This is a genomic window from Hoeflea sp. AS60, from assembly GCF_038900115.1.
Taxonomy (GTDB): domain Bacteria; phylum Pseudomonadota; class Alphaproteobacteria; order Rhizobiales; family Rhizobiaceae; genus Hoeflea.
This window is the reverse complement of the sequence record NZ_JBBMQP010000001.1, coordinates 539585-562788: the sequence shown is the minus strand read 5'-3', so window position 1 is coordinate 562788 and position 23204 is coordinate 539585. Positions and strand designations below refer to the sequence as shown.

The 23204-nt window shown below is 59.1% G+C and carries 20 protein-coding genes and 1 pseudogene; 17 read left to right on the top strand and 4 right to left on the bottom strand.

Annotation, left to right across the window (positions count from 1 at the left end):
• Window positions 1–8: 8 nt before the first annotated feature.
• Genes WNZ14_RS02600 through WNZ14_RS02560 form a run of 9 tightly spaced genes read left to right on the top strand, consistent with a single transcriptional unit; the run spans window position 9 to window position 8470 of the window.
• Window positions 9–803: an SDR family oxidoreductase gene (locus WNZ14_RS02600; RefSeq protein WP_342867043.1), complete on the top strand. Its 795-nt coding sequence runs from the start codon at window positions 9–11 to the stop codon at window positions 801–803.
• 8 nt (window positions 804–811) lie between these two features.
• Window positions 812–2230, top strand: a complete 1419-nt coding sequence (allB, locus tag WNZ14_RS02595; protein ID WP_342867042.1) for an allantoinase AllB — start codon at window positions 812–814, stop codon at window positions 2228–2230.
• Window positions 2227–3042: an ABC transporter ATP-binding protein gene (locus tag WNZ14_RS02590; RefSeq protein WP_342867041.1), complete on the top strand. Its 816-nt coding sequence runs from the start codon at window positions 2227–2229 to the stop codon at window positions 3040–3042. Before allB ends, WNZ14_RS02590 begins: the two co-directional genes overlap by 4 nt.
• Entirely contained in the window at window positions 3039–3791 is a 753-nt protein-coding gene (locus tag WNZ14_RS02585; protein WP_342867040.1) for an ABC transporter permease, read from the top strand. Before WNZ14_RS02590 ends, WNZ14_RS02585 begins: the two co-directional genes overlap by 4 nt.
• A gap of 44 nt (window positions 3792–3835) precedes the next feature.
• Window positions 3836–4843 carry an ABC transporter substrate-binding protein gene (locus WNZ14_RS02580; RefSeq protein WP_342867039.1) on the top strand — a complete coding sequence of 336 codons (1008 nt, stop codon included), beginning with the start codon at window positions 3836–3838 and terminating at the stop codon, window positions 4841–4843.
• Window positions 4844–4889: 46 nt separating this feature from the next.
• Window positions 4890–6359: an amidohydrolase family protein gene (locus tag WNZ14_RS02575; protein ID WP_342867038.1), complete on the top strand. Its 1470-nt coding sequence runs from the start codon at window positions 4890–4892 to the stop codon at window positions 6357–6359.
• Window positions 6359–7459, top strand: coding sequence for a ring-opening amidohydrolase (locus WNZ14_RS02570; protein WP_342867037.1), 1101 nt, complete (start codon window positions 6359–6361; stop codon window positions 7457–7459). The genes WNZ14_RS02575 and WNZ14_RS02570 overlap by 1 nt, the downstream gene beginning before the upstream one ends.
• Window positions 7456–7869 carry a DUF3830 family protein gene (locus tag WNZ14_RS02565; protein WP_342867036.1) on the top strand — a complete coding sequence of 138 codons (414 nt, stop codon included), beginning with the start codon at window positions 7456–7458 and terminating at the stop codon, window positions 7867–7869. The genes WNZ14_RS02570 and WNZ14_RS02565 overlap by 4 nt, the downstream gene beginning before the upstream one ends.
• 25 nt (window positions 7870–7894) lie before the next feature.
• Window positions 7895–8470 carry a TIGR00730 family Rossman fold protein gene (locus WNZ14_RS02560; protein WP_342867035.1) on the top strand — a complete coding sequence of 192 codons (576 nt, stop codon included), beginning with the start codon at window positions 7895–7897 and terminating at the stop codon, window positions 8468–8470.
• 42 nt (window positions 8471–8512) lie between these two features.
• Here the strand turns inward: WNZ14_RS02560 and WNZ14_RS02555 are convergent.
• Window positions 8513–8628, bottom strand: a pseudogene (locus WNZ14_RS02555) (integrase core domain-containing protein); the annotation flags it as partial.
• 145 nt (window positions 8629–8773) lie between these two features.
• Between WNZ14_RS02555 and WNZ14_RS02550 the strand changes: the two are divergent.
• The 6 genes from WNZ14_RS02550 (at window position 8774) to otnI (ending at window position 18954) form a co-directional block, all read left to right on the top strand.
• A complete protein-coding gene (locus tag WNZ14_RS02550) occupies window positions 8774–10624 on the top strand; it encodes an EAL domain-containing protein (protein WP_342867034.1) in 1851 nt (616 codons plus the stop codon).
• Between the two features lie 352 nt (window positions 10625–10976).
• Window positions 10977–13178, top strand: a complete 2202-nt coding sequence (locus WNZ14_RS02545) for a methyl-accepting chemotaxis protein (RefSeq protein ID WP_342867033.1) — start codon at window positions 10977–10979, stop codon at window positions 13176–13178.
• A 437-nt stretch (window positions 13179–13615) separates the two neighbouring features.
• A complete protein-coding gene (locus tag WNZ14_RS02540) occupies window positions 13616–15910 on the top strand; it encodes an arginine/lysine/ornithine decarboxylase (RefSeq protein ID WP_342867032.1) in 2295 nt (764 codons plus the stop codon).
• A gap of 193 nt (window positions 15911–16103) precedes the next feature.
• Window positions 16104–16826, top strand: a complete 723-nt coding sequence (locus WNZ14_RS02535; RefSeq protein WP_342867031.1) for a GntR family transcriptional regulator — start codon at window positions 16104–16106, stop codon at window positions 16824–16826.
• A gap of 225 nt (window positions 16827–17051) precedes the next feature.
• Complete coding sequence (locus WNZ14_RS02530) at window positions 17052–17984, top strand: dihydrodipicolinate synthase family protein (RefSeq protein WP_342867030.1); 933 nt, start codon at window positions 17052–17054, stop codon at window positions 17982–17984.
• A gap of 193 nt (window positions 17985–18177) precedes the next feature.
• Window positions 18178–18954 (top strand): 2-oxo-tetronate isomerase, encoded by a 777-nt coding sequence (gene otnI, locus WNZ14_RS02525; RefSeq protein WP_342867029.1) that lies wholly within the window; start codon window positions 18178–18180, stop codon window positions 18952–18954.
• A gap of 24 nt (window positions 18955–18978) precedes the next feature.
• Here otnI and WNZ14_RS02520 read toward each other — a convergent pair whose 3' ends face one another.
• Complete coding sequence (locus WNZ14_RS02520) at window positions 18979–20178, bottom strand: MFS transporter (RefSeq protein WP_342867028.1); 1200 nt, start codon at window positions 20176–20178, stop codon at window positions 18979–18981.
• Window positions 20179–20402: 224 nt separating this feature from the next.
• Here WNZ14_RS02520 and WNZ14_RS02515 point away from each other — a divergent pair, with 224 nt between their 5' ends.
• Window positions 20403–21425 carry a fatty acid desaturase gene (locus WNZ14_RS02515; RefSeq protein WP_342867027.1) on the top strand — a complete coding sequence of 341 codons (1023 nt, stop codon included), beginning with the start codon at window positions 20403–20405 and terminating at the stop codon, window positions 21423–21425.
• 267 nt (window positions 21426–21692) lie between these two features.
• Complete coding sequence (locus WNZ14_RS02510; protein ID WP_152011254.1) at window positions 21693–21902, top strand: cold-shock protein; 210 nt, start codon at window positions 21693–21695, stop codon at window positions 21900–21902.
• 226 nt (window positions 21903–22128) lie between these two features.
• Here WNZ14_RS02510 and rpmF read toward each other — a convergent pair whose 3' ends face one another.
• Together rpmF and WNZ14_RS02500 are read right to left on the bottom strand one after the other, a co-directional pair.
• Window positions 22129–22314, bottom strand: a complete 186-nt coding sequence (gene rpmF / locus WNZ14_RS02505; RefSeq protein ID WP_097106820.1) for a 50S ribosomal protein L32 — start codon at window positions 22312–22314, stop codon at window positions 22129–22131.
• Between the two features lie 180 nt (window positions 22315–22494).
• Window positions 22495–23142, bottom strand: coding sequence for a glutathione S-transferase family protein (locus tag WNZ14_RS02500; RefSeq protein ID WP_342867026.1), 648 nt, complete (start codon window positions 23140–23142; stop codon window positions 22495–22497).
• Between the last annotated feature and the right edge of the window lie 62 nt (window positions 23143–23204).

Sequence of the window (23204 nt, the reverse complement as noted above, 5' to 3'; positions counted from 1 at the left end):
ATCAGGGCATGGACCTTCAACTCAAAGACAAGATCGTGGTGGTCACAGGCCCGGCCAAGGGCATGGGCGCCGCGATCTCCCTGGGGTTCGCGCGTGAAGGCGCGAACCTCGCCCTGCTGGGTCGCGATACCGGCGCCATCGAACCCGTCGCCAGCGAGGCCAAGGCCCTGGGCGTTGAGGCGGAGATCTTCTCCTGCGATGTCACAGATACGGATGCGGTCGAAGCCGCCATCACAAACGTACTGGCGAGGTTCGGAGGCCGGATCGACATTCTGGTCAATGTCGCCGGCGGAACCGGTCCGATCGGAAAGAGCGGAGTGGAGACAACCGCGATCGAGTTTGACGACATCATCCACCTCAACATGCGCGGCCCGTTCAACCTGATCCGGGCGGTTGCCCCGACGATGCAGCGCCAGCAGAGCGGCAAGATCGTCAATGTCGGCGGCACGTTCGGCATGCGCGGACGCGCCATGCGGATGGCTTACTCGAGCTCGAAATGGGGTCTGCGCGGCATAACCAAGAGTTTCGCGCTGGAACTCGGGCCCGACAACATCAACGTCAATCTGGTCGCCCCCGGCATGGTCGAAGGCCCGCGTTTTCGTACCAAGGTCGTTCCGCAGGTCGCGGCCCAGCACGGCATCTCCGAGGAGAAGGCCGCAGAACTGCACGCCAGCGATTATGCGCTCGCACGCATCAGTACCGACGAGGACATTGCCGCAGCCACGCTGTTCCTTGCCTCTGAACAATCCCGCCAGATCACCGGTGTCGACCTGCCTGTCGATGGTGGTTGGGCAGCACTTTAAGGACTTCCATGACGGATCTCATTCTCAAAGGCGGCACGGTCGTCCACGAAAGCGGACGCGAGCTTGCCGATATCGCGATTACCGGAGAGCTGATCTCTGGCATTGGTGCGCCCGGAACCCTGGGAGACGCTTGCGAGGTGGTTGATGTGTGCGGCCATCACCTGATCCCGGGCGGCATCGACATGCATGTCCATTTCCGCGAGCCGGGCTACACCCACAAGGAAGACTGGGGCACAGGCACGCAGGCGGCGGCGATGGGCGGGGTGACCACCGTCTTCGAGATGCCCAACACCAACCCGCCAACGCGCTCGGCCACCGAGCTGCGGCAAAAGCAGGACTGCGCAAAAAAGGCCTGCGTCGATTTCGGCCTCTACGGGCTTCTGGCCGAGGACAATATCGACGAGATCCCCGGGCTAATCACGGCGGGCGCCAATGCCTTCAAATGCTTTATGGGCAACACGTTCGGCAACCTGCCTTCGCCCTCGACGGGCGCGATGCTTGAAGGGTTCGAACTGATTGCAGCTTCCGGCCTGCGCATCTCGCTGCACGCCGAAACCGCTTCGATCATGGCGTGGCGGCAGGCCAAACTGGTAGCCGCCGGGCTGAACGCTCCACTTCATCACATCGCGGCGCGGCCCGAAGTCGTGGCGATCGAGGCCGTGGCCCGGGCTGCCATTCTGGCTGAATGGACCGGGGCACGCATCCATGTGTTGCACATTTCTTCAGCAGGCGAACTGCGGCCCCTCGCTGAGGCCAAGGTGCGCGGCGTTGATGTGACGGGCGAGACCTGTCCCTGTTATCTCTTCCTCGACAGCCGCGATTATGACCGGCTGGGCAGCATCATCAGGGTCAATCCGCCGGTACGCGAGGAAAAGGATTCCAAAGCTATCTGGGAGGCGTTGCAGTCGGGCGTCATTGACATGATCGCCACCGACCACGCGCCGCACACGCCCGAGGAAAAGCAGAAAGACATCATCTGGCAGGCCGATTGCGGCTTTCCCGGCGTCGAAACCCAGATGCCGCTGATGCTGAGCGAAGTTGCCGCAGGGCGCATGACGCTTGAGCATTATGTGCGCATCTCGTCCGCCAATCCCGCCCGCGCCTTTGGTCTCTATCCGATGAAGGGACGTCTGGCGATCGGCGCACATGCCGATATCGCCGTGCTCGATATGACGCGCGAGGAGATCGTGCAAGCCGAGCGGCTTCACAGCCGAGGCAAGATCACGCCGTTTGAGGGACGCAAGACGGCCGGTGCTCCGGTGCACACGCTGGTGCGCGGGCGCTTCGTCCAGCGCGACAGGAAGCTTGTTGAAGGTATGGCCGGGCACGGCAAACAGGTCACCAGCATCCAGTCCATGCCCGAAGCAAAGCCACAGAACACCGAGATGAGCATGGCCCATCTTCTCAGCGCGGGTGCATCGGCATGAGCAACGCGCGGTTTGTTGAACTCGAGGATGTCGGCGTCACTTTTGGTGAGGGGCCGGAGCAGACTGAAGCCCTGCAGCCCACCAGCCTGACCGTCGAACGGGGCGATTTCCTGGCCTTTGTCGGCCCGTCCGGCTGTGGCAAATCAACGATCCTGAAGCTTGTGAGCGAATTGCTGCGACCGACCACGGGCAACATCTTTTTCGGTGGGCGCGAGCTGGGGGCGAAACCGGTGCGCGTCGGCATGGCCTTTCAAAGCGCGTCGCTGCTGCCCTGGATGTCGGTGCGCGACAACGTGATGCTGCCGCTCAAGATCGTGCCGCCCTTCAAGGCCGGATTCCGCAAAAAGAAGCACGGAGAATATCTGGAGCGGGCGAACGCATTGCTGGAGCAGGTGGGCCTCGAGGATTTTGCCGACAAGAGCCCGTGGCAGCTTTCGGGCGGCATGATGCAGCGGGCCAACCTCTGTCGCGCCCTGATCCATGATCCCGATATCCTGCTGCTTGACGAACCCTTTGGTGCGCTGGACCAGTTCACCCGGGAAGAGCTTTGGCAGACGCTTCAGGATCTCTGGATCGACCGCAAATCAACTGTGATGCTGGTCACCCACGATCTGCGCGAGGCCGCTTATCTCGCCAATCGCATCTGCGTCATGAGCCCGCGGCCAGGCCGCATCATCGATGACCGGCAGGTGAGCTTCGCGCGGCCACGACCGATCGATCTGACCTTCGAACCTGATTTCGTGACGCTGGTTCAGGAACTGCGCGGCCTCATCGTCCATGCCCCCAAAGCCAGAAAGGTGGACGCCACATGAAACCGACATTGCGGAAATTCGCGCCGGTGATCCTGATCGTCGGGGTCTTCGTTTTCTGGGAATTCTTCTGTCTGGCCGCCGGGATCTCGGAACTAGTTCTTCCTCGTCCGACACGGATCCTCGCAGCCTTTTTCGAGTACGCGCCTGCGATCTGGCCCCACGCCTGGCAGACCCTGTACACGACCCTTGTCGGCTTCACCTTCGGGGTGATGATCGGCCTGTCGCTGGGGGTCCTGATCGGCTCTTCGAAACTGGCATACGACACCGCCTATCCGTTGCTGGTGGGGATCTCCTCGATCCCCAAGGTGGCCGTTGTTCCGATCTTGGTCTTGTGGTTTGGCGCAGGCACGGTGCCTGCGATCCTGACGGCAATGATCATCTGCATCTTCCCGATCGTCGTCAACGTTTCCACCGGCATTGCCACGGTCGAGCCCGAACTCGAAGATGTCATGCGCTCGCTCAAGGCAAAGCGGTGGGAGATGCTGTGGAACGTCGGTCTGCCGCGATCGATGCCCTACTTCTTTGCTTCCCTCAAGGTGGCCATCACCCTGTCCTTTGTTGGCTCCGTGATTGCCGAGACCGTCGCCTCCAACAAGGGCGTCGGCAACATGATGCTGATTGCTTCATCCTCCTTCAACGTGCCGCTCGTGTTCGCTGGCCTGATGATCCTCGCGATCATGGGGATCACGCTTTACGCGATCTTCTCGGTAGTCGAGCGGCGGATGGTCGGATGGGCGCTGCGCAAATAACAACCGAAACAACAATCAACCGCCAACCAACCGGAGATTTGAAAATGAAAAGATTGCTGACAGCAGCATTTGGCGTGATTTTGATGGCAGGAACCGCCGTTGCCGAAGATATCCCGATCAAGTTCACTCTCGACTGGAAGATCCAGGGCGTGCACAGCTGGTTCTACCTGGCCAAGGAAAAGGGCTATTTTGCCGACGAAGGTCTGGACGTCACCATCGACCAGGGCGAAGGGTCAGCGGCGACCGTTACCCGCATCATGTCGGGTGCCTATGACGCGGGCTTCGGCGACATGAATGCGATCATCCAGAATGCTGCGACCAATCCGGATGCGGCACCTGTGATGGTCTACCAGATCTACAACCAGCCGCCGTTCGCAGTTCTGACCAAGGCGGACGCAAAGATCGAAAGCCTTGCGGGCCTCGAAGGCCTCAAGGTCGGCGGTCCCGCCGGATCGGCCTCGACCAAGCTGTTTCCCGCATTGGCGGAAGCCGCCGGGTTCGATGCGGCAAAGGTCGAGATCATCAATGTGGCTCCCAACCTGCAGGAACAGATGCTGATCCAGGGTCAGGTCGATGCGAGCCTTGTCTTCAACGTGACCAGCTATCTCAACATCCTGGGTCAGGGCATGGATCCGGACAAGGACTTCAAATGGTTCCCCTATGGCGAAGCCGGTCTGGACATCTATTCCAACGGTGTGATGGTTTCGCCGAAGCTCATCAAGGACCATCCCGAAGCGGTGAAGGGGCTGGTTTCGGCCATCGCCAAGGCCATGGCAGATGTGATCGCGAATCCTCAGGAGGGCGTCGACATCATCGTCAAGACGGAACCGCTTTCCAATGGCGAACTTGAGCAGAAGCGGATGGAGTTTGCCTTGAACAACCTGATCTATTCAGATGAAAGCAAGGCCAACGGCATCGGGGCCATCGACCCGGAAAGACTGACCCGGTCAATTGCCGTCATCCAGAAGCTCTATGACCTGCCCAATACCCCGGAGGCGAGTGCCGTTTTCAATGATGCATTTCTGCCCGCCAAGGAATTGCGGACGTTCTGAAACCAAATCCCCGGGGCAATGCCCCGGGGTGACCCCCGGGATCATCATGGCAGACACAACCATCATTCAAGTTGAAGCAGCGCTCGTCGGCGAGGACTATGCGCTGACCGGCCCCTCGGAAATCGTTATATCCGGCGGTCTGATCGAGGCGGTCCGTCCCTTGTCTGCGCCGACCATGGATGGTCCGCGCCTATTGGCCATTCCAGCTCTTTCAGACGCCCACAACCATGCGCGACCGCTTTCCAGCACATCTTTCGGCTGCGGTGGCAAGCCTCTGGAGACATGGCTGCCCCAGCTTGCCGTCATGCCATCCGTCGATCCCTATACGGCCGCCGCCGCGTCCTTTGCCCGCTCGCTGCGCGGTGGCGTGACATCGATCATGGTGCACCTTACGCGCGCCATGGGGCTGACGCCGCTGACCGAGGAAGCACGCGAAATCGCCCGCGCAGCGCATGACGTCGGCGTCTCCATCGGTTTTGCCATCTCCATGCGCGACCGCAATCCGCTCATCTATGGCGATCATGCCGAGGTTTTGAACGGGCTGGACCCGTCCGAGCGCGATCTCGTCATACACACCTGGCTTCGGCCTCTTCCCTTGGTCGGCGAGCAGATGGCGCTGGTCGATGCTGTTGCCAACGCGGTGTCCGACATGCCCGGGCACATCGACGTTCAATATGGTCCGACAGGCGTGCAATGGTGCTCCGAGGAACTGCTTGAGGCGATAGCCAGGGGTTCCGAGCAGACCGGACGGCGGATCCATATGCATCTTCTGGAAACCAGACCGCAAAGGGTCTGGGCAGATAGTGCCTACCCGGACGGGATCGTGTCCTTTCTCGATAAGATCGGCCTGCTGTCGCCGCGGCTGACGCTGGCCCATTGTGTCTGGGCGCAGCCGGACGAACTGGCTCTGATCGCCGCCGCGGGTGCGCGGATCGCGGTCAATGCTTCCTCAAACCTGCATCTCTACTCGGGTATTGCCCCGGTGCCCGCCATGTTGGCCGCAGGGGTTTCGGTGGCGATGGGCCTCGACGGGTGCGCACTAGACGAGGACGACGATGCACTCAGAGAGATGCGGCTGTTCCATCTTCTCAATCATGCGCCCGGATTTGGCGACGGTGGATCTGGTGACAGCGGCCTGACCCGTCAAACCGCACTGCGCGCAGCGTGCTCTGTGGGTCGCGCGGGCCTTGGGCTTGGTAAGGGTGGCGTTCTGGCCGCCGGCCTGCCGGCCGATATCCTGCTTCTCGATATGGTGGCTCTCGACCGGGATGCGCTGATGCCGGTGGACCCAACGGATTATCTCTTCGCCCGCGCCGGACAGGCCCATATCGTTGAGGCATACTCGAAAGGCCAACAAGTTCTGGCGGGCGGCACCGTTCTGGGCGTGGACCTTCCAGCGCTCGAAACAAGTCTGCGCGCCGCCTATCGCGCCGGTCTGCCGGCAAAGGCACCGTTGGTTGCGGCCTGGCCAAAAATCGAAGCCGCAATCGGCAGCTTCTATCGGGGGTGCTGCTGATGCCCGGCCAAGCACAGGTGTTTCGTCTGCCCATGAGCGGGCCCGACGATGTGTCCGGAATCGTGTCCCTGATCACTGACGGCAGGCTCGACCCCAAGCAGATCATTGCTATCCTTGGCAAGACCGAGGGCAATGGCTGCGTCAACGATTTTACCCGAGGCTATGCCACCCAGTCCCTGCGCGCCATGCTGGCCACGCATCTGAGCGCAGCAGACATCGAACGGATTCCACTGGTGATGTCGGGCGGAACGGAAGGAGGACTATCGCCGCACTGGATCGTTCTCAGCCGGATTGAGGGATCTGGTTCTGTCGAGGCGGGGACAGATGCCCCTGCACTGGCGATGGCAGGCATTATCACCCGTCCGCTCGACCCGCGCGAGATCGGACGCAGCGCCCAGGCGGAGCTGGTGCGTTCCGCCATGCTGGAAGCCATGGCGATGGCCGATATCGCAGACCCTGAAGATGTCCATTTTGTTCAGATCAAGTGTCCGCTGCTGACCGCCGAGCGCGCCACTTACGTCGGCGGCGATGTGGCGACCGACAACATGCTCAAGTCGATGGGGCTGTCCCGCGGCGCTTCTGCTCTTGGAGTGGCACTGGCGCTTGGCGAGATCGACACCATCACCGATGCGCAGATAGGGACAGACATGTCGATTTGGTCGAGCCGGGCTTCGTGCTCTGCCGGGATCGAGCTGATGGCCTGCGAGATCGTCGTGCTTGGCCTGTCGCGCAGCTGGTCCGGTCCGTTGCGCATCGGTCACGAGGTCATGCAGGATGCGATTGACGCGCCCGCGGTCGCCCGGCTTCTCGGGCAAGCCGCACCCGGCGCTGGCCTGCAGGAGGCGCAAGCCGGTCTGATCGCGGTTCTTGCCAAGGCGGAGGCTTCAAGCTCGGGCCAGATCCGCGGCAAGAGACACACAATGCTGGAGGACAGCGACATTTCGTCCACCCGCCACGCGCGCGGCTTTGTTGGCGGGCTGCTGGCGTGCCTCATCGGTCATACCGAGCTTTTCGTCTCGGGTGGCGCAGAGCATCAGGGGCCCGACGGCGGTGGACCGGTTGCAATCATTTACACATCACTGAAAGGAACACCTGCATGACCAAGCTTATTGTCCGGGCCGGAGACTTCGTCTTCGGCGGCCATCTCGAGGAAGAGGCCGCACCCGCAACAACCGCGGCCTTCAAGGCTCTGCTGCCCTACCAGGGCAAGATCGTGCATGTGCGCTGGTCCGGCGAGGGCGTCTGGATTCCGCTCGGCGACACGAATTTCGGCGTCGGATACGAGAACCACACCAGTCACCCTGCGCCAGGCCATATCATTCTCTATCCCGGCGGCATCAGCGAGACCGAGATTCTTCTGGCCTATGGCGGCGTCGATTTTTCGAGCAAGATGGGCCAGCTTGCGGGCAACCATTTCATCACGTTGACTTCCGGTCTGGAGAACCTGATGACACTTGGCAATGCGGTTCTCTGGAAAGGTGCTCACGACATCAGCTTCGAACTCGCCTGATCCGAGACCATGTGGGAACACCGCCTTGCGCCGTTTGAATTCGATCGCGATCTATTGTGGCTCCAACACGGGCAAGGGGGATACCTATCTGCGGGCTGCAGATGCACTTGGACGGCATCTGGCCAAATCCGGCATCGGGATCATTTATGGCGGCACCCACAAGGGACTGATGGGGGCTCTGGCTGACGCGGCTCTCGCCGAAGGCGGGATGGTTCATGGTGTCATCACCGAGCGGCTGCGCGACAAGGGCCACCTTCATGAAAGGCTTTCAAGGCACGAAATCCTGCCGACAATGAAGGAGCGCAAGCACCGCATGATGGAGCTTGCCCACGCCTTCATCGCGCTTCCCGGAGGGATCGGAACCCTGGAGGAGTTCATGGAGGTCTGGACATTGAATCAGCTCGGTGAATTCGATAAGCCGGCAGGACTGTTCAACGTGGAAGGCTATTACGAGCCATTCATGGGCTTCATTGACCACATGATTTCTCAGTCCTTTTTGCCGGCTGCGCACCGGAACTCCATTGTCCTGGCTTCCGATCCTGTGGCATTGCTGGATGGGCTGGTCAATTTCCGAAAAGTCGATGTCCCGAAATGGATGTAGCGATACGCCATTTAAAAAAGTCTGCGCGGCATCGCGATATTCATGCAGCAGATTATAATACAAGTGTTGGTTCAACACCTGCTCGCGTTTCCGGCCGTTGCAGCTTTCCAGGAAGCCGTTTTGCATCGGCTTGCCAGGGCTATTTAGTGCCACTCGACATTACGGTCTTGTTGCAATCATGTGTTAACCACCGTGAAATCTTCGGGGCAATATCTGCCCGAAGACTATCCTTTTTGGCCTTTGTAAAGAAATTGCTCATTTGCTTGTGTTGCTGTGCGCGGGTTGCACGCGAAGGAGTGGCCAATGCAAATTCGACGGGAATCCGAATTGTCTGCATTGCAAAACGAGATACTGGAGGCCGTGGCCACAGGCATTGCCTTTGCCGAGGTGGCGGATATCCTTTGTCGTCGTGCCGAGATGCTCGCTCCCGGAGCCAATTGCACAATCGCCGCGATTGATGCCGAAGGCCTTATTCATCCCGTCGCCGGGCCGAGCCTGCCGAGCTCGTACGGCGAAGCAATTGATGGCATTCCCATCGGACCGTTGGTCGGCTCCTGCGGCAGTGCGGCCTATTTGGGCGCGCCTGTTGAAGTGACCGATATCGCGACAGATGCCCGCTGGGAAGACTACAAGGGTCTTGTCCTCGAGTTTGGATTGAAGGCTTGCTGGTCGAGCCCGATAAAGTCGCCCGAAGGACGTGTAGTCGGCACGTTTGCATTCTACTATCGCGAACCTCGCGGGCCGAGTGCCATGGAGCGCCAGCTCGTTGATATGTGCGTCCATCTTTGCTCCATCGCGATGGAGCGGGACGAGGTCATTCGCCGTCTGCAGCATCTGGCCTATCATGACCAGTTGACGGGTCTGTCCAACCGCTATGCCTTTGACGAAGTGCTTAACGAAAGCATGAGCGCTCCGACAAGCGGCTTCGGTTTGTTGCTGATCGACATCGACAATCTGAAACAGGTCAACGACAGCATGGGCCATTCGGTTGGTGATGGCCTGATCTGCGAAGCCGGCCGACGGCTCGCCAAGGTCAGCCCTCGCGTGAGTGTTTACCGGCTTGGCGGCGACGAGTTTGCAGTTCTTTGCCCCGACTGCAACGACGCCGCCGCCTTGGCCATGCTCGCCGATCGACTGCTGGGCGAGATGGATCTGCCCTACGAATCCGACGGAAACACCATCTTGTTGCAGGTCACAATCGGCGGGGTTCTGAGCAACGAGGACGGCTCCAGCGCTGATTTGCTGCGTCAGAATGCCGATTTGGCGCTTTATCACGCCAAGCAGACGGCCAGGGGTGGATATATTCATTTCCATCCCGGTTTGCGCACTTCAATCCAGTGTCGCACGGAACAGATTGCCCTGCTGGCCAAAGCGCTGGATGAAAACAGGGTCTTCGCACATTTTCAGCCGGTGATCTGCATACGCCGGGCCAAGATCGTTGGTGTCGAGGCGCTTGCCCGCATCCGGACGGACGAGGGGGAGATTATCAGTGCAGGCGCCTTTGCCATGGGTCTGACTGATTCAAAGAATGCCTTTCGTCTGACCAGCTGCATGCTGGAACAGATTGCCAGCGCAATGCGCGGCTGGATGGATGAGGGACTGGAACTGCGCCATGTGGCCGTCAACCTGTCGACCATCGACTTTCAGCGCGGCGATCTCGAAGACCGTCTGCGGGCACCCTTCGAGGCCCATGACGTGCCGCTGCACTACCTTCAGATTGAAGTCACCGAGAATGTGCTGATGGATCAGGATGTGGCCAGCCAGGTTGCCCGTATGCGGGAACAAGGGATGCAGGTCGCGCTTGACGATTTCGGTACCGGATTTGCCTCACTCAGCCACCTCAAGGATTTCCCGCTCGACTATATCAAGATTGACAAATCGTTTGTCGACAGCCTGCTTACGGACGTCGCCTGTAGCGCTATTGTCGAAGCGTTGATCAGCATGGCGCAGAAAATGAAGATCGGCATCATTGCCGAGGGGATTGAAACGGCCGAACAGGCAGAACGCCTTCTCGAGATCGGCTGCCCCCTGGGGCAAGGCTATCACTATTTCCGTCCAGTCGATGGGGAAACCATCGCCACATTGCTTCGATCTGTTGATGGAAAGGCTGCCAAGCAGGAGACTGGCCCGGATCGCCTGCTCAACTCCGCCTGATCGCCTCACCACCGCTGGATTTCATTTCGCGGGGCGGGGGCGACCCAACGCTCGCCAGGCGCGCTCTTTTGCCAGCGCCGACCTCGGATTTGTTGGTCCATATCTCCCTACGTCTAATGCCTCCGACAAAACCGGTGCGGTTCAGTTTACAGCGAAAACCCATCAGCACTTCCGATACCGACGATGTCTTCGCAAGAATCCTAAAGCTTAGGGTTTTGGTCGCCGTTCCAAACGGGTTTTGTCGCAGCGATTCCGAGATTTGATACAGCGAACAAGATAGAATTTTAATCGAATTAGTCGCCTAGTCCATGTCATTGAAGGAAATGTGCTTTTTAAGCCTGGGGGCAGAAATATGACTGCGACTGATATCAAGCGACCCATGTGGGTCAAAATGACGGCATACGGATTTGCAGCCGTACTCTTTGCCAGCGCCACCATTGGCGGCTTGGCCTGGTACAGCCAATCCTCGATGAACCAGCGGGCAGTGCTGAAGGAATTCAGTTCCGACGTTGAAGTGCTTGAGGCAGACATGGCCGCGCAGAAGCGGGCCGCCTCGGCCCTGGCGCTGACGCTTGCCAGTGAACCCGATATGGCTGACCTGATTGCCAACGATGCGCGTGACGTGCTGGTGGCTAGATATTCCGGCAGCCTGGCCAGTGTGAACGAAAACAGCGGTCTTGGTCTGATCACCTTCACCCGAAACGGCGTTGCCGTGGCACGCGTTCACGCACCCGAAAAGTTCGGAGATGACATCAGAGGCCGTCGGAAGATGATCGTCGCAACACTGAACGACGGCAAGTTGCACGCCGGCGTCGAGCCGGGCCGGACCTCGGTCAACGTGTTCGCAACCGCTCCTGTGATGAAAGATGGCGAGATTGCCGGTATCGTGGATGTCGGAAGCGCGCTATCGGCTGACTATTTCAGTCGCATCGCAGAGAAAACCGATTCAAAGATTGCCGTTCACATTCTCAAAGATGGCAAATTCGAAATCCAGTCCTCGACATTCGGTGATGCCACAATGATGTCGCCGGAACAGATCCAGGCGGCCTTTGCCGGCAGTCAACCGATCATGATGGTTGTAGCCAATAATCATGATTATGCCGTTGCCGGAAAGGTACTGGAAAATTTCTCCGGTGATAAAATTGGCGTTATTGAAATTGCCGCTGATGTCACGCCAGTGGTTGCTGCAGGCCAGAGTGCGACCTGGGCGTCTATTGTAGGGACGATCATTGTTTCGGTCCTGTCGCTGCTGGGCTTCTTCTTCTATGCCCGCTCCTTCTCGGGCACGATCAGCAAGATGACAGAAACCATGGCTCGTCTGGCCAATGGTGATCTGGTTGTTGACGTTCGTGATCAGGATCGTTCTGACGAAGTCGGCGCCATGGCCCGGGCGGTTCAGGTCTTCAAGGAAGCCGGCCTTGAAAAAATCCGCCTCGAGCAAGAGGCCGACGCGCAGAGAAATCTCTCGGAAGAAGCGCGCAATCGCAGCAGCGAAGCGGAACAGATCAGAGCGCAGGAAATGCAGCAGGCAACTTCCGGCCTGGGCGAGGGGCTGAAGCATCTTGCCGGCGGCGATCTTTCTTTCCAGCTGACAGAACCTTTTGCCGCGGACTTCGAAGGGTTGCGGACGGACTTCAATGACGCCGTTTCACAGCTCGGCAATACATTGCGGTCCGTTGCAGAGGCTTCGATCCAGATCGACACAGGTTCGCGCGAGATCAGCCAGTCGGCTCAGGATCTCTCCAAGCGCACGGAACAGCAGGCTGCGTCGCTTGAAGAAACCGCCGCGGCACTTGACCAGATCACCGCCAATGTCGCCAATTCCACACAACGCGTCGAAGAGGCAAGAACGGTCGCGGTGCAGGCAAATCAAAGCGCGGTGCAATCGGGTGCGATCGTGTCGGATGCCGTGGAGGCCATGGGCAAGATCGAGCAGTCCTCAAACCAGATCTCCAACATCATCGGCGTTATCGACGAAATCGCTTTTCAGACCAACCTGCTGGCACTCAATGCCGGCGTGGAAGCTGCCCGTGCCGGCGAGGCAGGAAAAGGCTTCGCAGTCGTTGCCCAGGAAGTCCGCGAGCTGGCGCAGCGCTCTGCCCAGGCTGCAAAGGAAATCAAGGATCTCATCCGCAATTCCTCGGTCGAGGTTGCTGGCGGTGTCCGGCTGGTGAACGAAACAGGCGAGGCGCTCAAGGCGATCGAGACCTATATCGTCACGGTCAATGATCATATGAAAGCCATCGCGAATGCGGCAACCGAGCAGTCAGTCGGGCTGTCCGAAGTCAATATTGCGGTCAATCAGATGGATCAGGTCACACAGCAGAACGCGGCGATGGTGGAGGAAAGCACGGCTGCCAGCACTACGCTGTCGGACGAAGCCAGCCGCCTGGGTCAGCTGATCGGCCAGTTCCGCCTCGACGGGGTCACAAGCCGTAGTGCCACTGCGCTGCGTCAAACCGCGACCGCCATGGCGAAGCCTTTGGCATCACGAAAGCGGGTCGCGCCGCAGGGCAATCTTGCTGTCAAATCCGACGAATGGATGGAATTCTGATGCATCAACAGCGCAGGTGCCGCGACCTCAGGCACGGTGCCGTCTGAGATAATCGCGCTGGATCTGCCTTTGCAGTATACTGTCCTCCGCGAGCAGCCATTTGCTGCTCGCGGATTTTTCTTGACCTGGACTCCGCGGAATGAGTTGCTCATGACGCTTGCCTTCATTGAGGCCTTGCGTTTCATTCAGGTTCCCCCCGGATTTGGGCACCTCTGTCTATGATGCAATCCTTGAAATCACAGGCTGAATTGTGGAGGGTGCGACAGATCGTTGTGGACCTGTGCTATGTCACGGCCCACTATGACATTATGCAGCCTCATATATGCCACGAATCCAAAACACGCTGACTCTCGCATATGCGGAGCCAGCCCCGCGCCAAATTGCCAGGCTACAGTTCCTGATAGCCGCCCGTCCCGTCTTCCCGCTAGGAAATTGCCATGAAGTTTCGCTTCCCCATCGTTATTATCGATGAAGATTTTCGCTCTGAAAACTCGTCGGGTCTTGGCATTCGCGCCATGGCGCAGGCCATTGAGAGCGAGGGGTTCGAAGTTCTGGGGGTGACGGGTTATGGCGACCTTTCGCAATATGCGCAGCAGCAGTCGCGCGCCAGTGCGTTTGTCCTGTCGATTGACGACGAGGAATTCAGCCCCGGGCCGGATCTCGATCCTGCTGTGCTCAACCTGCGCAATTTCATTGAGGAAGTGCGCTGGAAGAACGCCGATGTGCCGATCTACATCTACGGCGAAACCAAGACCAGTCGCCACCTGCCCAACGACATCCTGCGCGAGCTGCATGGCTTCATTCACATGTTCGAGGATACGCCGGAATTTGTGGCGCGCCATATCATCCGCGAGGCCAAGAGCTATCTAGAGGGCATCAAGCCGCCATTCTTCAAGGCCTTGCTAAACTATGCGGAAGATGGCTCCTACTCCTGGCATTGCCCCGGACACTCGGGCGGCGTGGCGTTCCTCAAAAGCCCGATCGGCCAGATGTATCACCAGTTCTACGGTGAAAACATGCTGCGCGCCGACGTCTGCAACTCAGTGGAAGAGCTGGGCCAGCTGCTTGATCATAACGGCGCCATCGGCGCGTCAGAGCGCAATGCCGCGCGGATCTTCAACGCCGACCATTGCTTCTTCGTCACCAACGGCACCTCGACGTCGAACAAGATGGTCTGGCACCACACAGTGGCGCCGGGCGACGTGGTGGTGGTGGACCGCAATTGCCACAAGTCGATCCTGCACTCGATCATCATGACGGGGTCAATCCCGGTCTTTCTGAAGCCCACGCGCAACCATTACGGCATTATCGGACCGATCCCGCAGAGCGAGTTCGAGGTGGAGTCCATCAAGGCCAAGATCCGCGCCAATCCGCTGCTGAAAGACGTCGATGCCGACACGGTGAAGCCAAGGATCATGACGCTGACGCAGTCGACCTATGATGGAGTTCTCTACAACACCGAGACCATCAAGGATTTGCTTGATGGTTATGTCGACAATCTGCATTTCGACGAGGCCTGGTTGCCGCATGCAGCCTTCCACCCGTTTTACGGCACCTACCACTCGATGGGGCTGAAGCGGGAGCGGCCGATGCATTCGGTCACCTATGCCACGCAATCAATTCACAAGCTGCTCGCGGGCATCAGCCAGGCGAGCCATGTGCTGGTCCAGGACAGCCAGGACACCAAGCTCGATCGTCACCTCTTCAACGAGGCCTATCTGATGCACACGTCGACCAGCCCGCAATATTCGATTATTGCCAGCTGCGACGTGGCGGCAGCGATGATGGAGCCTCCGGGCGGCACGGCGCTGGTTGAGGAAAGCATTGCCGAGGCGCTCGATTTCCGCCGCGCCATGCGCAAGGTCGATGACGAGTTTGGGGATGATGACTGGTGGTTTCAGGTCTGGGGGCCTCCGGTCGAGCTGGAAGAGGAAGGTATTGGCCGCACCAAGGACTGGGTGCTCAAGCGCACTGATGCCGACGGCGTGCAGTCCTCGGACGGTGAGGATTCCTGGCATGGCTTTGGCGATATGGCGCCGGGCTTCAACATGCTCGATCCGATCAAGGCAACGTTGATCACGCCCGGGCTCAACCTGGACGGCAGGTTCGAGGAAACAGGCATTCCGGCCTCGATCGTGACCAAATATCTGGCCGAGCATGGCGTGGTAGTTGAGAAAACCGGCCTCTACAGCTTCTTCATCATGTTCACCATCGGCATCACCAAAGGCCGCTGGAACTCGCTGCTGACAGAGTTGCAGCAGTTCAAGGACGACTACGACCAGAACCAGCCGATGTGGAAAATCATGCCCGAGTTCTGTGCCAAACAGCCTCGCTATGAAAAGATGGGCTTGCGCGATCTGTGCCAGCATGTGCATGCGCTTTATGCCAAGTATGATGTGGCGATCCTGTCGACGGATATGTATCTGAGTGACCACACGCCTGCGATGAAACCGGCTGACGCTTTTGCCCACATTGCGCACCGGACAACGCAGCGCGTGCCGATCGACGAGCTCGAAGGTCGCATCACCACAAGTCTGGTGACGCCTTATCCACCCGGTATTCCGCTGTTGATCCCGGGCGAGGTGTTCAACAAGAAGATCGTGGAATATCTGAAGTTCAACCGGGAATTCGCGCACGAGTGTCCGGGCTTTGAAACGGATATCCATGGACTGGTGCAGGAAGTTGGCAGCGATGGCGTGATGGCCTATTTTGCCGACTGTGTCGCCGCGTGATCTGACGGAAGAATGCCAATCTGACGAATGGCATTTGCGATGGCTGCGGCCTGTAAAGGACGCAGCGGTGCCAGGTCTGGGCAGAATTGACCCGGAAAGCTGTTGTACGTAGGGATGATTTCTTAGTCGCCACCGTGAATTGTGACTGAGTCGTTTGGGAGCAGGGTGGCGCAGCGGCGATCTGGAGTGAATCATGAGCCTTGATGAGCCGGTTTCGGCACAGATTCCGGAGGCAAAGCGCAAACGCGGGCAGGGTGTTGGCGCGGTCTATGATACGCTCAGGCACGAGATTCTGAACCTGACGCTTGAACCCGGCAGTCCGATTGACGAGGTCAAGCTTGCCGAGCGGTTCGGTATTTCGCGCACACCGGTCCGCGAAGCGATGGTCAAACTCGCTGGTGAAGGGCTGGTCGTCACCCTGCCAAACCGGTTCACCATTGTTGCGCCGATCGATTTCCCCAACCTGTCTCAGTTCTTTGACGCGCTGTCCCTGATGTATCGGGTGACGACACGGCTGGCGGCGGTGAACAGAACCGAGAGCGAGCTCGCCAAGATCCGCGATCTCCAGGATGCCTACACGAGGGCCGTGGAGGCGCGGGATGTTCCGACGATGATCGAGGTCAATCGCAACTTTCATGTCGAGATCTCGCGCGCCGGAAAGAATCGCTACTACACCGACCTTTTCACCCGCCTGCTTGATGAGGGCCGACGGCTGCTGCGGCTGTATTACTCCTCCCACAATGATGCGTTGCCACGGATCTATCTGCAGGAGCATGAGGACATGATCGCAGCGATCGATCGGCAGGATATTGAGGCGGCAGACCAGATCGCGCAGGCTCACGCGCAGCAGATCGTGCGCCAGATTCAGGCCTACATTACCGAGGATCGCCGATTGAATGCCGATATAAGCCTCTAGGTCTTTTTGAACGATCCTGGGGCGATGCGGCGTTGGGCGTGATGGAGGGGCGCAGACGTTTGCTTTGCTCCAAATGATCTATGTCGACAACAAAAATACAATGATGTATGGTCTGATAAAACCTCTTGTTGCCGGGTGCTTGTTGTGTGGTTCCGTTTGTCCTTGGACAGACCTCCAGATTGTCGGCTTCTGATACCGCTTCAGTGAAATCAAAGGAAACACACGATGGACAACTCGATTTTCACCGGCTGCATGCCGGCCCTGATGACACCCTGCAAGGCTGATCGCACACCGGATTTTGACGCGCTGGTGCGCAAGGCGGCGGAACTGATTGCTGACGGGATGTCGGCGGTTGTCTATTGCGGCTCGATGGGCGACTGGCCGCTTCTGACCGATGCGCAGCGCATGGAAGGCGTTGAGCGTCTTGTTGCCGCGGGTATTCCGACAGTGGTCGGCACCGGCGCGATCAACAGCGCTTCGGCAGTGGCGCATGCGGCGCATGCAGCGAAAGTCGGCGCGCAGGGGCTGATGGTCATTCCGCGGGTGCTCTCGCGCGGAAGCTCGGTCCATGCCCAGTCGGCGCACTTCAAGGCGATCTTGTCGGCGGCGCCTGAGCTGCCGGCGGTGATCTACAACAGCCCCTATTACGGGTTTGCCACCCGCGCTGACCTGTTCTTCGCGCTGCGCAAGGATCATCCCAACCTGATCGGCTTCAAGGAGTTCGGCGGCGCGGCTGATCTGCGCTATGCGGCAGAAAACATCACCTCTGCCGATGACAGCGTTACCCTGATGGTGGGCGTTGACACCAATGTCTACCATGGCTTCGTCAATTGCGGCGCCACCGGTGCGATTACCGGCATCGGCAATGCCCTGCCGCGCGAAGTGCTGCACCTGGTGGATCTGTGCAAGAAGGCTGCCGCCGGCGACGCCAAGGCACGGGTGAAGGCAATGGAGTTGGAGGAGGCGCTTGGTGTGTTGTCCTCGTTCGACGAGGGCGCCGATCTTGTTCTCTATTACAAGTACCTGATGGTCCTGAATGGCGATGCTGAATACACGCTGCATTTCTACGAGACAGATGCGCTGACGGACTCGCAAAGAAACTATGCTGAAAGCCAGTATCGCCTGTTCAAGAGCTGGTATGCGAACTGGAATGCCTGATCTTTGCTGCCGGGGAGTGCTCGCTTTCGGTTGAGCGCGACCGCTGAAATCCAGATCGCCGGAGGCGCAAGCTGATCCGGCGATTTGTGTCTTTCGGTGCTTGCGCTGACTGCGTGATCGGGCAAAGTTGGGGTCGGGCCGTTGTCGGATTCCTGATCATTACGGCGAACCAATGCAAGTTTGAGACCCGCCGATGCCGCGTTTTGCCGCCAACCTTTCGATGATGTTCACCGAACATGCGTTTCCCGATCGCTTTCAGGCGGCCGCCGATGCTGGCTTTGGTGCGGTCGAGTTCCTGTTTCCTTATGATTATCCGGCCCAGGATATTGCCCGGTGGTGTCAGGCGGCGGGTGTCGATCAGATGCTTTTCAATCTGCCACCGGGGAATTGGGCGGCAGGTGACCGGGGCATGGCGGCTCTGCCGGCGCGAAGGGATGAATTCCGCAGGTCGGTACAGACCGCTCTCGACTATGCGGGGGTTATCGGGACGCCGCGTCTGCACATGATGGCCGGGCTTGCCGATCCGGCTGACCCTGCGCATCAGGACTGCTATCGGGATTCGCTCGCTTACGCGGCCGATGCGGCGGCTGAGAAGGGTGTCTGCCTGCTGATCGAGCCTATCAACAGACGGGACATGCCGGGCTATTTCCTCAATGATTTTGCGCCTGCCACCGAACTGATCGAAAGCCTGGGTCGGGCCAACCTCAAGCTGCAGTTCGATATCTATCACCGGCAGATACTGCACGGCGATGTGTTGATGGGGCTCAAAGCCCTGTTGCCGCTTATCGGCCATATCCAGATCGCTTCGGTGCCCGGGCGAAATGAGCCGGGAACGGGCGAGCTGGACGATAGCCGGATATTCCATGCGCTGGATGATCTTGGCTATGAGGGCTTTGTCGGGTGTGAGTACCGGCCCAGGGCCGGCACGCTGGACGGTCTTGGCTGGCTGAAATCGGCCAACCGAAGTTAAGCTCTTGTCTTGAGCAGGCCGGGTTTATGAAGCTTGCCTGTCGGCGTGCCGCATCAGGCTTGAAAAGGCGAGAGGCATCACCACAAAGATCGGGAGCGCCAGATAGATTGCCGAGAATCCGGTATGCTCGGCTATGAACCCGATCACGGATGGCGCGAACAGAATGCCTGAATAGCCCATGAAAGTGACCACCGATATGGCCAGCCCCTGTGGCAGACCGGGCAGGTTGCCTGCAGCCGAAAAGGCGATCGGAACGGTGTTGGCAAAACCGAGCCCGGCGATCGCGAAACCGGCAATGGCCAGTTCCGCGGATTGCGCCGTTCCCGCCATGGCAAGGCCTGCCATGGCCAGAACGCACGAAACCCGGAATGTCCTGACCGCACCGAAACGGTCTCGAACCAGGTCGCCGAGAAACCGCATCAAGGCCATGGCGGCGGAGAAGGCTCCGAAAGCCAGGCCTGACAATGCTGCGTCGGCGCCAAGCTCCTGGCGCAGGTAGAGCGCGCCCCAATCAAGGATGGCGCCTTCGGGTGTCATCATGATCAGGCAGATGATGCCGGTCAGCCAGACCGCGGCACCAGCGGTGAGAAGTCCTGGCCGGGAGACGCTTGCGAGCGCCTCTCCGGGCTCGGGCATGACCTTGTGCGGCGGGTCGGCCAAGACCCTTGGCCATGCCAGCGCCACTGCAACACCGGTGAGCACAGAAGCGGCGATCGCATGCACATGCACGCCATAGAGTGCAATCAGGACGCCGCCCAGGCCTGCACCGGCCACGCCACCCAGGCTCCAGAAGCCGTGGCAGGACGACATGATGGCCCGGCCCTGACGCTTTTCCACCTCGACCGCATTGGCGTTCATGGCGACATCCATGCCGCCCACCAGCGCCCCGATAACAAACAGCGCCAGCGCGCCGGTCCAGATCGATGGCGCGACCGTGACGAATATCAGACACGGGATGGTCAATGCTGCGACGACTCTCGTTACCGTGCGTGAGCCATTCCGCGAGATCAGCGCACCGACAGCAGGCATTGAGCAGAGTGAGCCTATGCCGAAGCACATGATCATCAGCCCGAGGTCGCTTTCATCGAGTTGCAGACGTGCGGCGAATTCGGGGATCTTGGGCGCCCAGCTGCCAACGACAAACCCGTTGACCAGAAACATGAGGGAGACCGCAAATCGTTGCGGGGACAAGAGCGGCGGCGCAACAAGGCTCGGGGTCGACATTCAATGCTCCAGACTAAATCGATTGAAGCTGGGTACAACTGTTTCTTGCCCGGGTAAATCTGTGCTTCGGTCAAACTCGCAGTGACGATGTGACACATCGTGATCTGGGGATCTGGAGAGAAAAAGATGCCGTTTTGTCAGCCGGCGTGGTATGGCGCCCCAACTATGTGCCGAGAGCAGCAACAATTGTCCGGCCAAGAGGAATCAAAATCGGGAGAATACGCATGGTGTCAGGAACAGCTCGGGAGTGGGTGCGTCGACTGCAGCCCTACAGGTTGCCGAGTGATGGACGGAGTGCCTTCGAGACGGTCCTGACATTCGGACTTCTGGTTTCCTTCTGGGCGCTGATGTGGTTCGCGCTTTCCTACAGCATCATTCTGGCGCTTGTGCTTTCGATTCCGGCTGCGTTGTTGATGGTGCGGCTGTTCATCATCCAGCATGATTGCGGCCACGGCTCGATGTTTACCACCGCCAAGTGGAATGACCGGGTTGGCCGGGTTCTCGGGGTGATTACACTCACGCCTTACGATTACTGGCGCCGGTCGCATGCGATCCATCATGCCGGATCGGGCAATCTCGAGCGGCGCGGCATTGGCGATATCGATACGCTGACGGTTGAGGAATACCTTGCCCTGTCGAGCGTTGGACGCTGGAAATACCGCCTCTACCGGCATCCGCTGGTCATGTTCGGTATCGGACCAGCCTTTATCTTCATGTTGCAGCATCGCCTGCCGGTGACGGCACTGAAGGACGGTATCATGTCCTGGAAGAGCGTGATGGTGACCAATCTTGCGATCCTCGTGATGTGGGGCGCACTGGGGCTGCTGGTCGGTTTCAAGGCATTTCTGATTATCCACCTGCCGATCATGCTGATCGGCGCATCTATCGGCGTCTGGATGTTCTATGTCCAGCATCAGTTCGATCCGACCCATTGGGATCGCGCGCCTGAATGGGAGCGGGAATACTCGGCCCTGCATGGCAGTTCGTTCTATGACCTGCCCAAGCCGCTGATGTGGCTGACCGGCAATATCGGCATCCACCATGTTCATCACCTGTCGAGCCGTATTCCGTTTTACCGCCTGCCCCAGGTTCTGAGGGATTTCCCTGAGCTTGGACAGATCGGTCGACTGACGTTCTGGCAGAGCCTGCGCTGTGTGCCGCTGACCTTGTGGGACGAAGAGCGGCGCCGACTGGTTCCGTTCCGGTCTGTTCGCGGACGGGCTCCCGCAGCCGCTGTGGCGGCTTGAGGACGGCTGATATTGGCAGCCTAGCCGACGCTGGCGGGCCGGAAATTCCGGCCTGCTTGAGGGCCTAACGCGCTTTGGCTTGTGTTGGCATTAAAAACAGTGTACTAACAGTCTATCGATTTTTGGACCGGACGACTTGGTCGCTCACCGCTTTAGGCGGAGACACGCTCAACACTTCACTTAAACTCGATGACGAACGCCTGCGCCGAGCGCTTTAAAGAGCGCTTGCGCTGGAAATTACATTCATGGACATAAAGGACTTCCCCCATGAAAACCGGTACCGTTAAATTCTACAATGACCAAAAGGGCTTCGGCTTCATCGCACCTGACGACGGCAGCAAGGACGTTTTCGTCCATGCAACTGCACTTGAGCGTGCTGGCATGCGCGGTCTGGCCGAAGGCCAGAAGGTGTCTTTCGACACCGCTGAAGACCGCCGCACAGGCAAGACTGCAGTTTCGACTATCGAAGCTGCCTGAAAAGCCACAACAGAGGTCGGCTGGCTAGGCTGGTCGCTCTGAGTTGATTTCGCCCGGGAGCTTCGGTTCCCGGGCGTTTTTGTGTCTGGATATGGCCCGGCCCAAGGGCGGCATTCAGACTGCCGCGGAAACGGCAATCTCAGACATTGATGTTGTTGCAGAGCCACAAAAGCAAAAAGCCGGCCCCTGAGGGACCGGCTTTTAATCTGCTTAAGCTTTGAAAGGCTTATGCGCTTTCCTTAGGCGTCAGAACCTGGCGGCCGCGGTACATGCCTGTCTTCAGGTCGATGTGGTGCGGACGGCGCAGTTCGCCGGAATTCTTGTCCTCGACATAGGTCGGGGCCTTGAGGGCGTCAGCCGAACGGCGCATGCCGCGCTTGGACGGGGTAGTTTTTCGCTTTGGAACAGCCATTATAAACTCCTATTGAGCGTACAGGCATGTCCAACGGTCGACCCAAGGGCCGAAACTGACACATGCCGATTTCGGAAATTTGCCGGGCTTATACATGGCATTTGCAGGTTTGACCAGCGGTGAGCGTGTTTTTTTGACTCCGGGTCAGCCAATCCGCCCAAATGGTCGCAGGCCACGCGGTCACGCTTCGTCTTCATCGACGATCCATGGCTCGGCGCGGCCGGCCGCTTCCCACTCGCGCCAAGCGGGCAGGGCTTTCATGCGGGCCATGTAATCGCTCACGACCGAACCGGTCTCGAAAGCGTAAACGTCGAGACGATTGACCACGGGGGCAAACATGGCGTCTGCAATCGAGAACGCCCCAAACAGGAACGGACCGCCAGACCGCTCCAGACAGCCGCTCCAGAGCGCCTGGATGCGGTCCACGTCGGCAAGAATGGCTGGTGTGGTCTGGATCGGCTTGCGCTCACGACGCATGTTCATCGGGCAAGCCGAGCGCAGTGCTGGAAATGACGACATCATCTCTGCGCTCATGGCCATTGCCTTGCTGCGGTCTGTCGCATTGTCTGGCCAGAGGCCTGATTCCGGATGCGTGCGTGCGGCGTGATCAAGGATGGCCAGGGATTCCCAGACCGTCGCTTCGCCATCGACCAGAACCGGCACCTTGCCTGTGGGTGAGAACGTCCTGAAGGCAGGGTTGCCTGCGGGCATGTCGAACGGCACCAGTTTCTCCTCGAAAGCGATGCCCGTTGTGCGCATGCCTATCCATGGCCGAAATGACCAGGATGAGTAGTTCTTGTTACCAATATAGAGGACGGGGTCGGCCATGAAATGCACCTCAAGCTGATGGAGAGCTCATCTCTCGCATGCGGCCAGAGGACGGAAAAGCC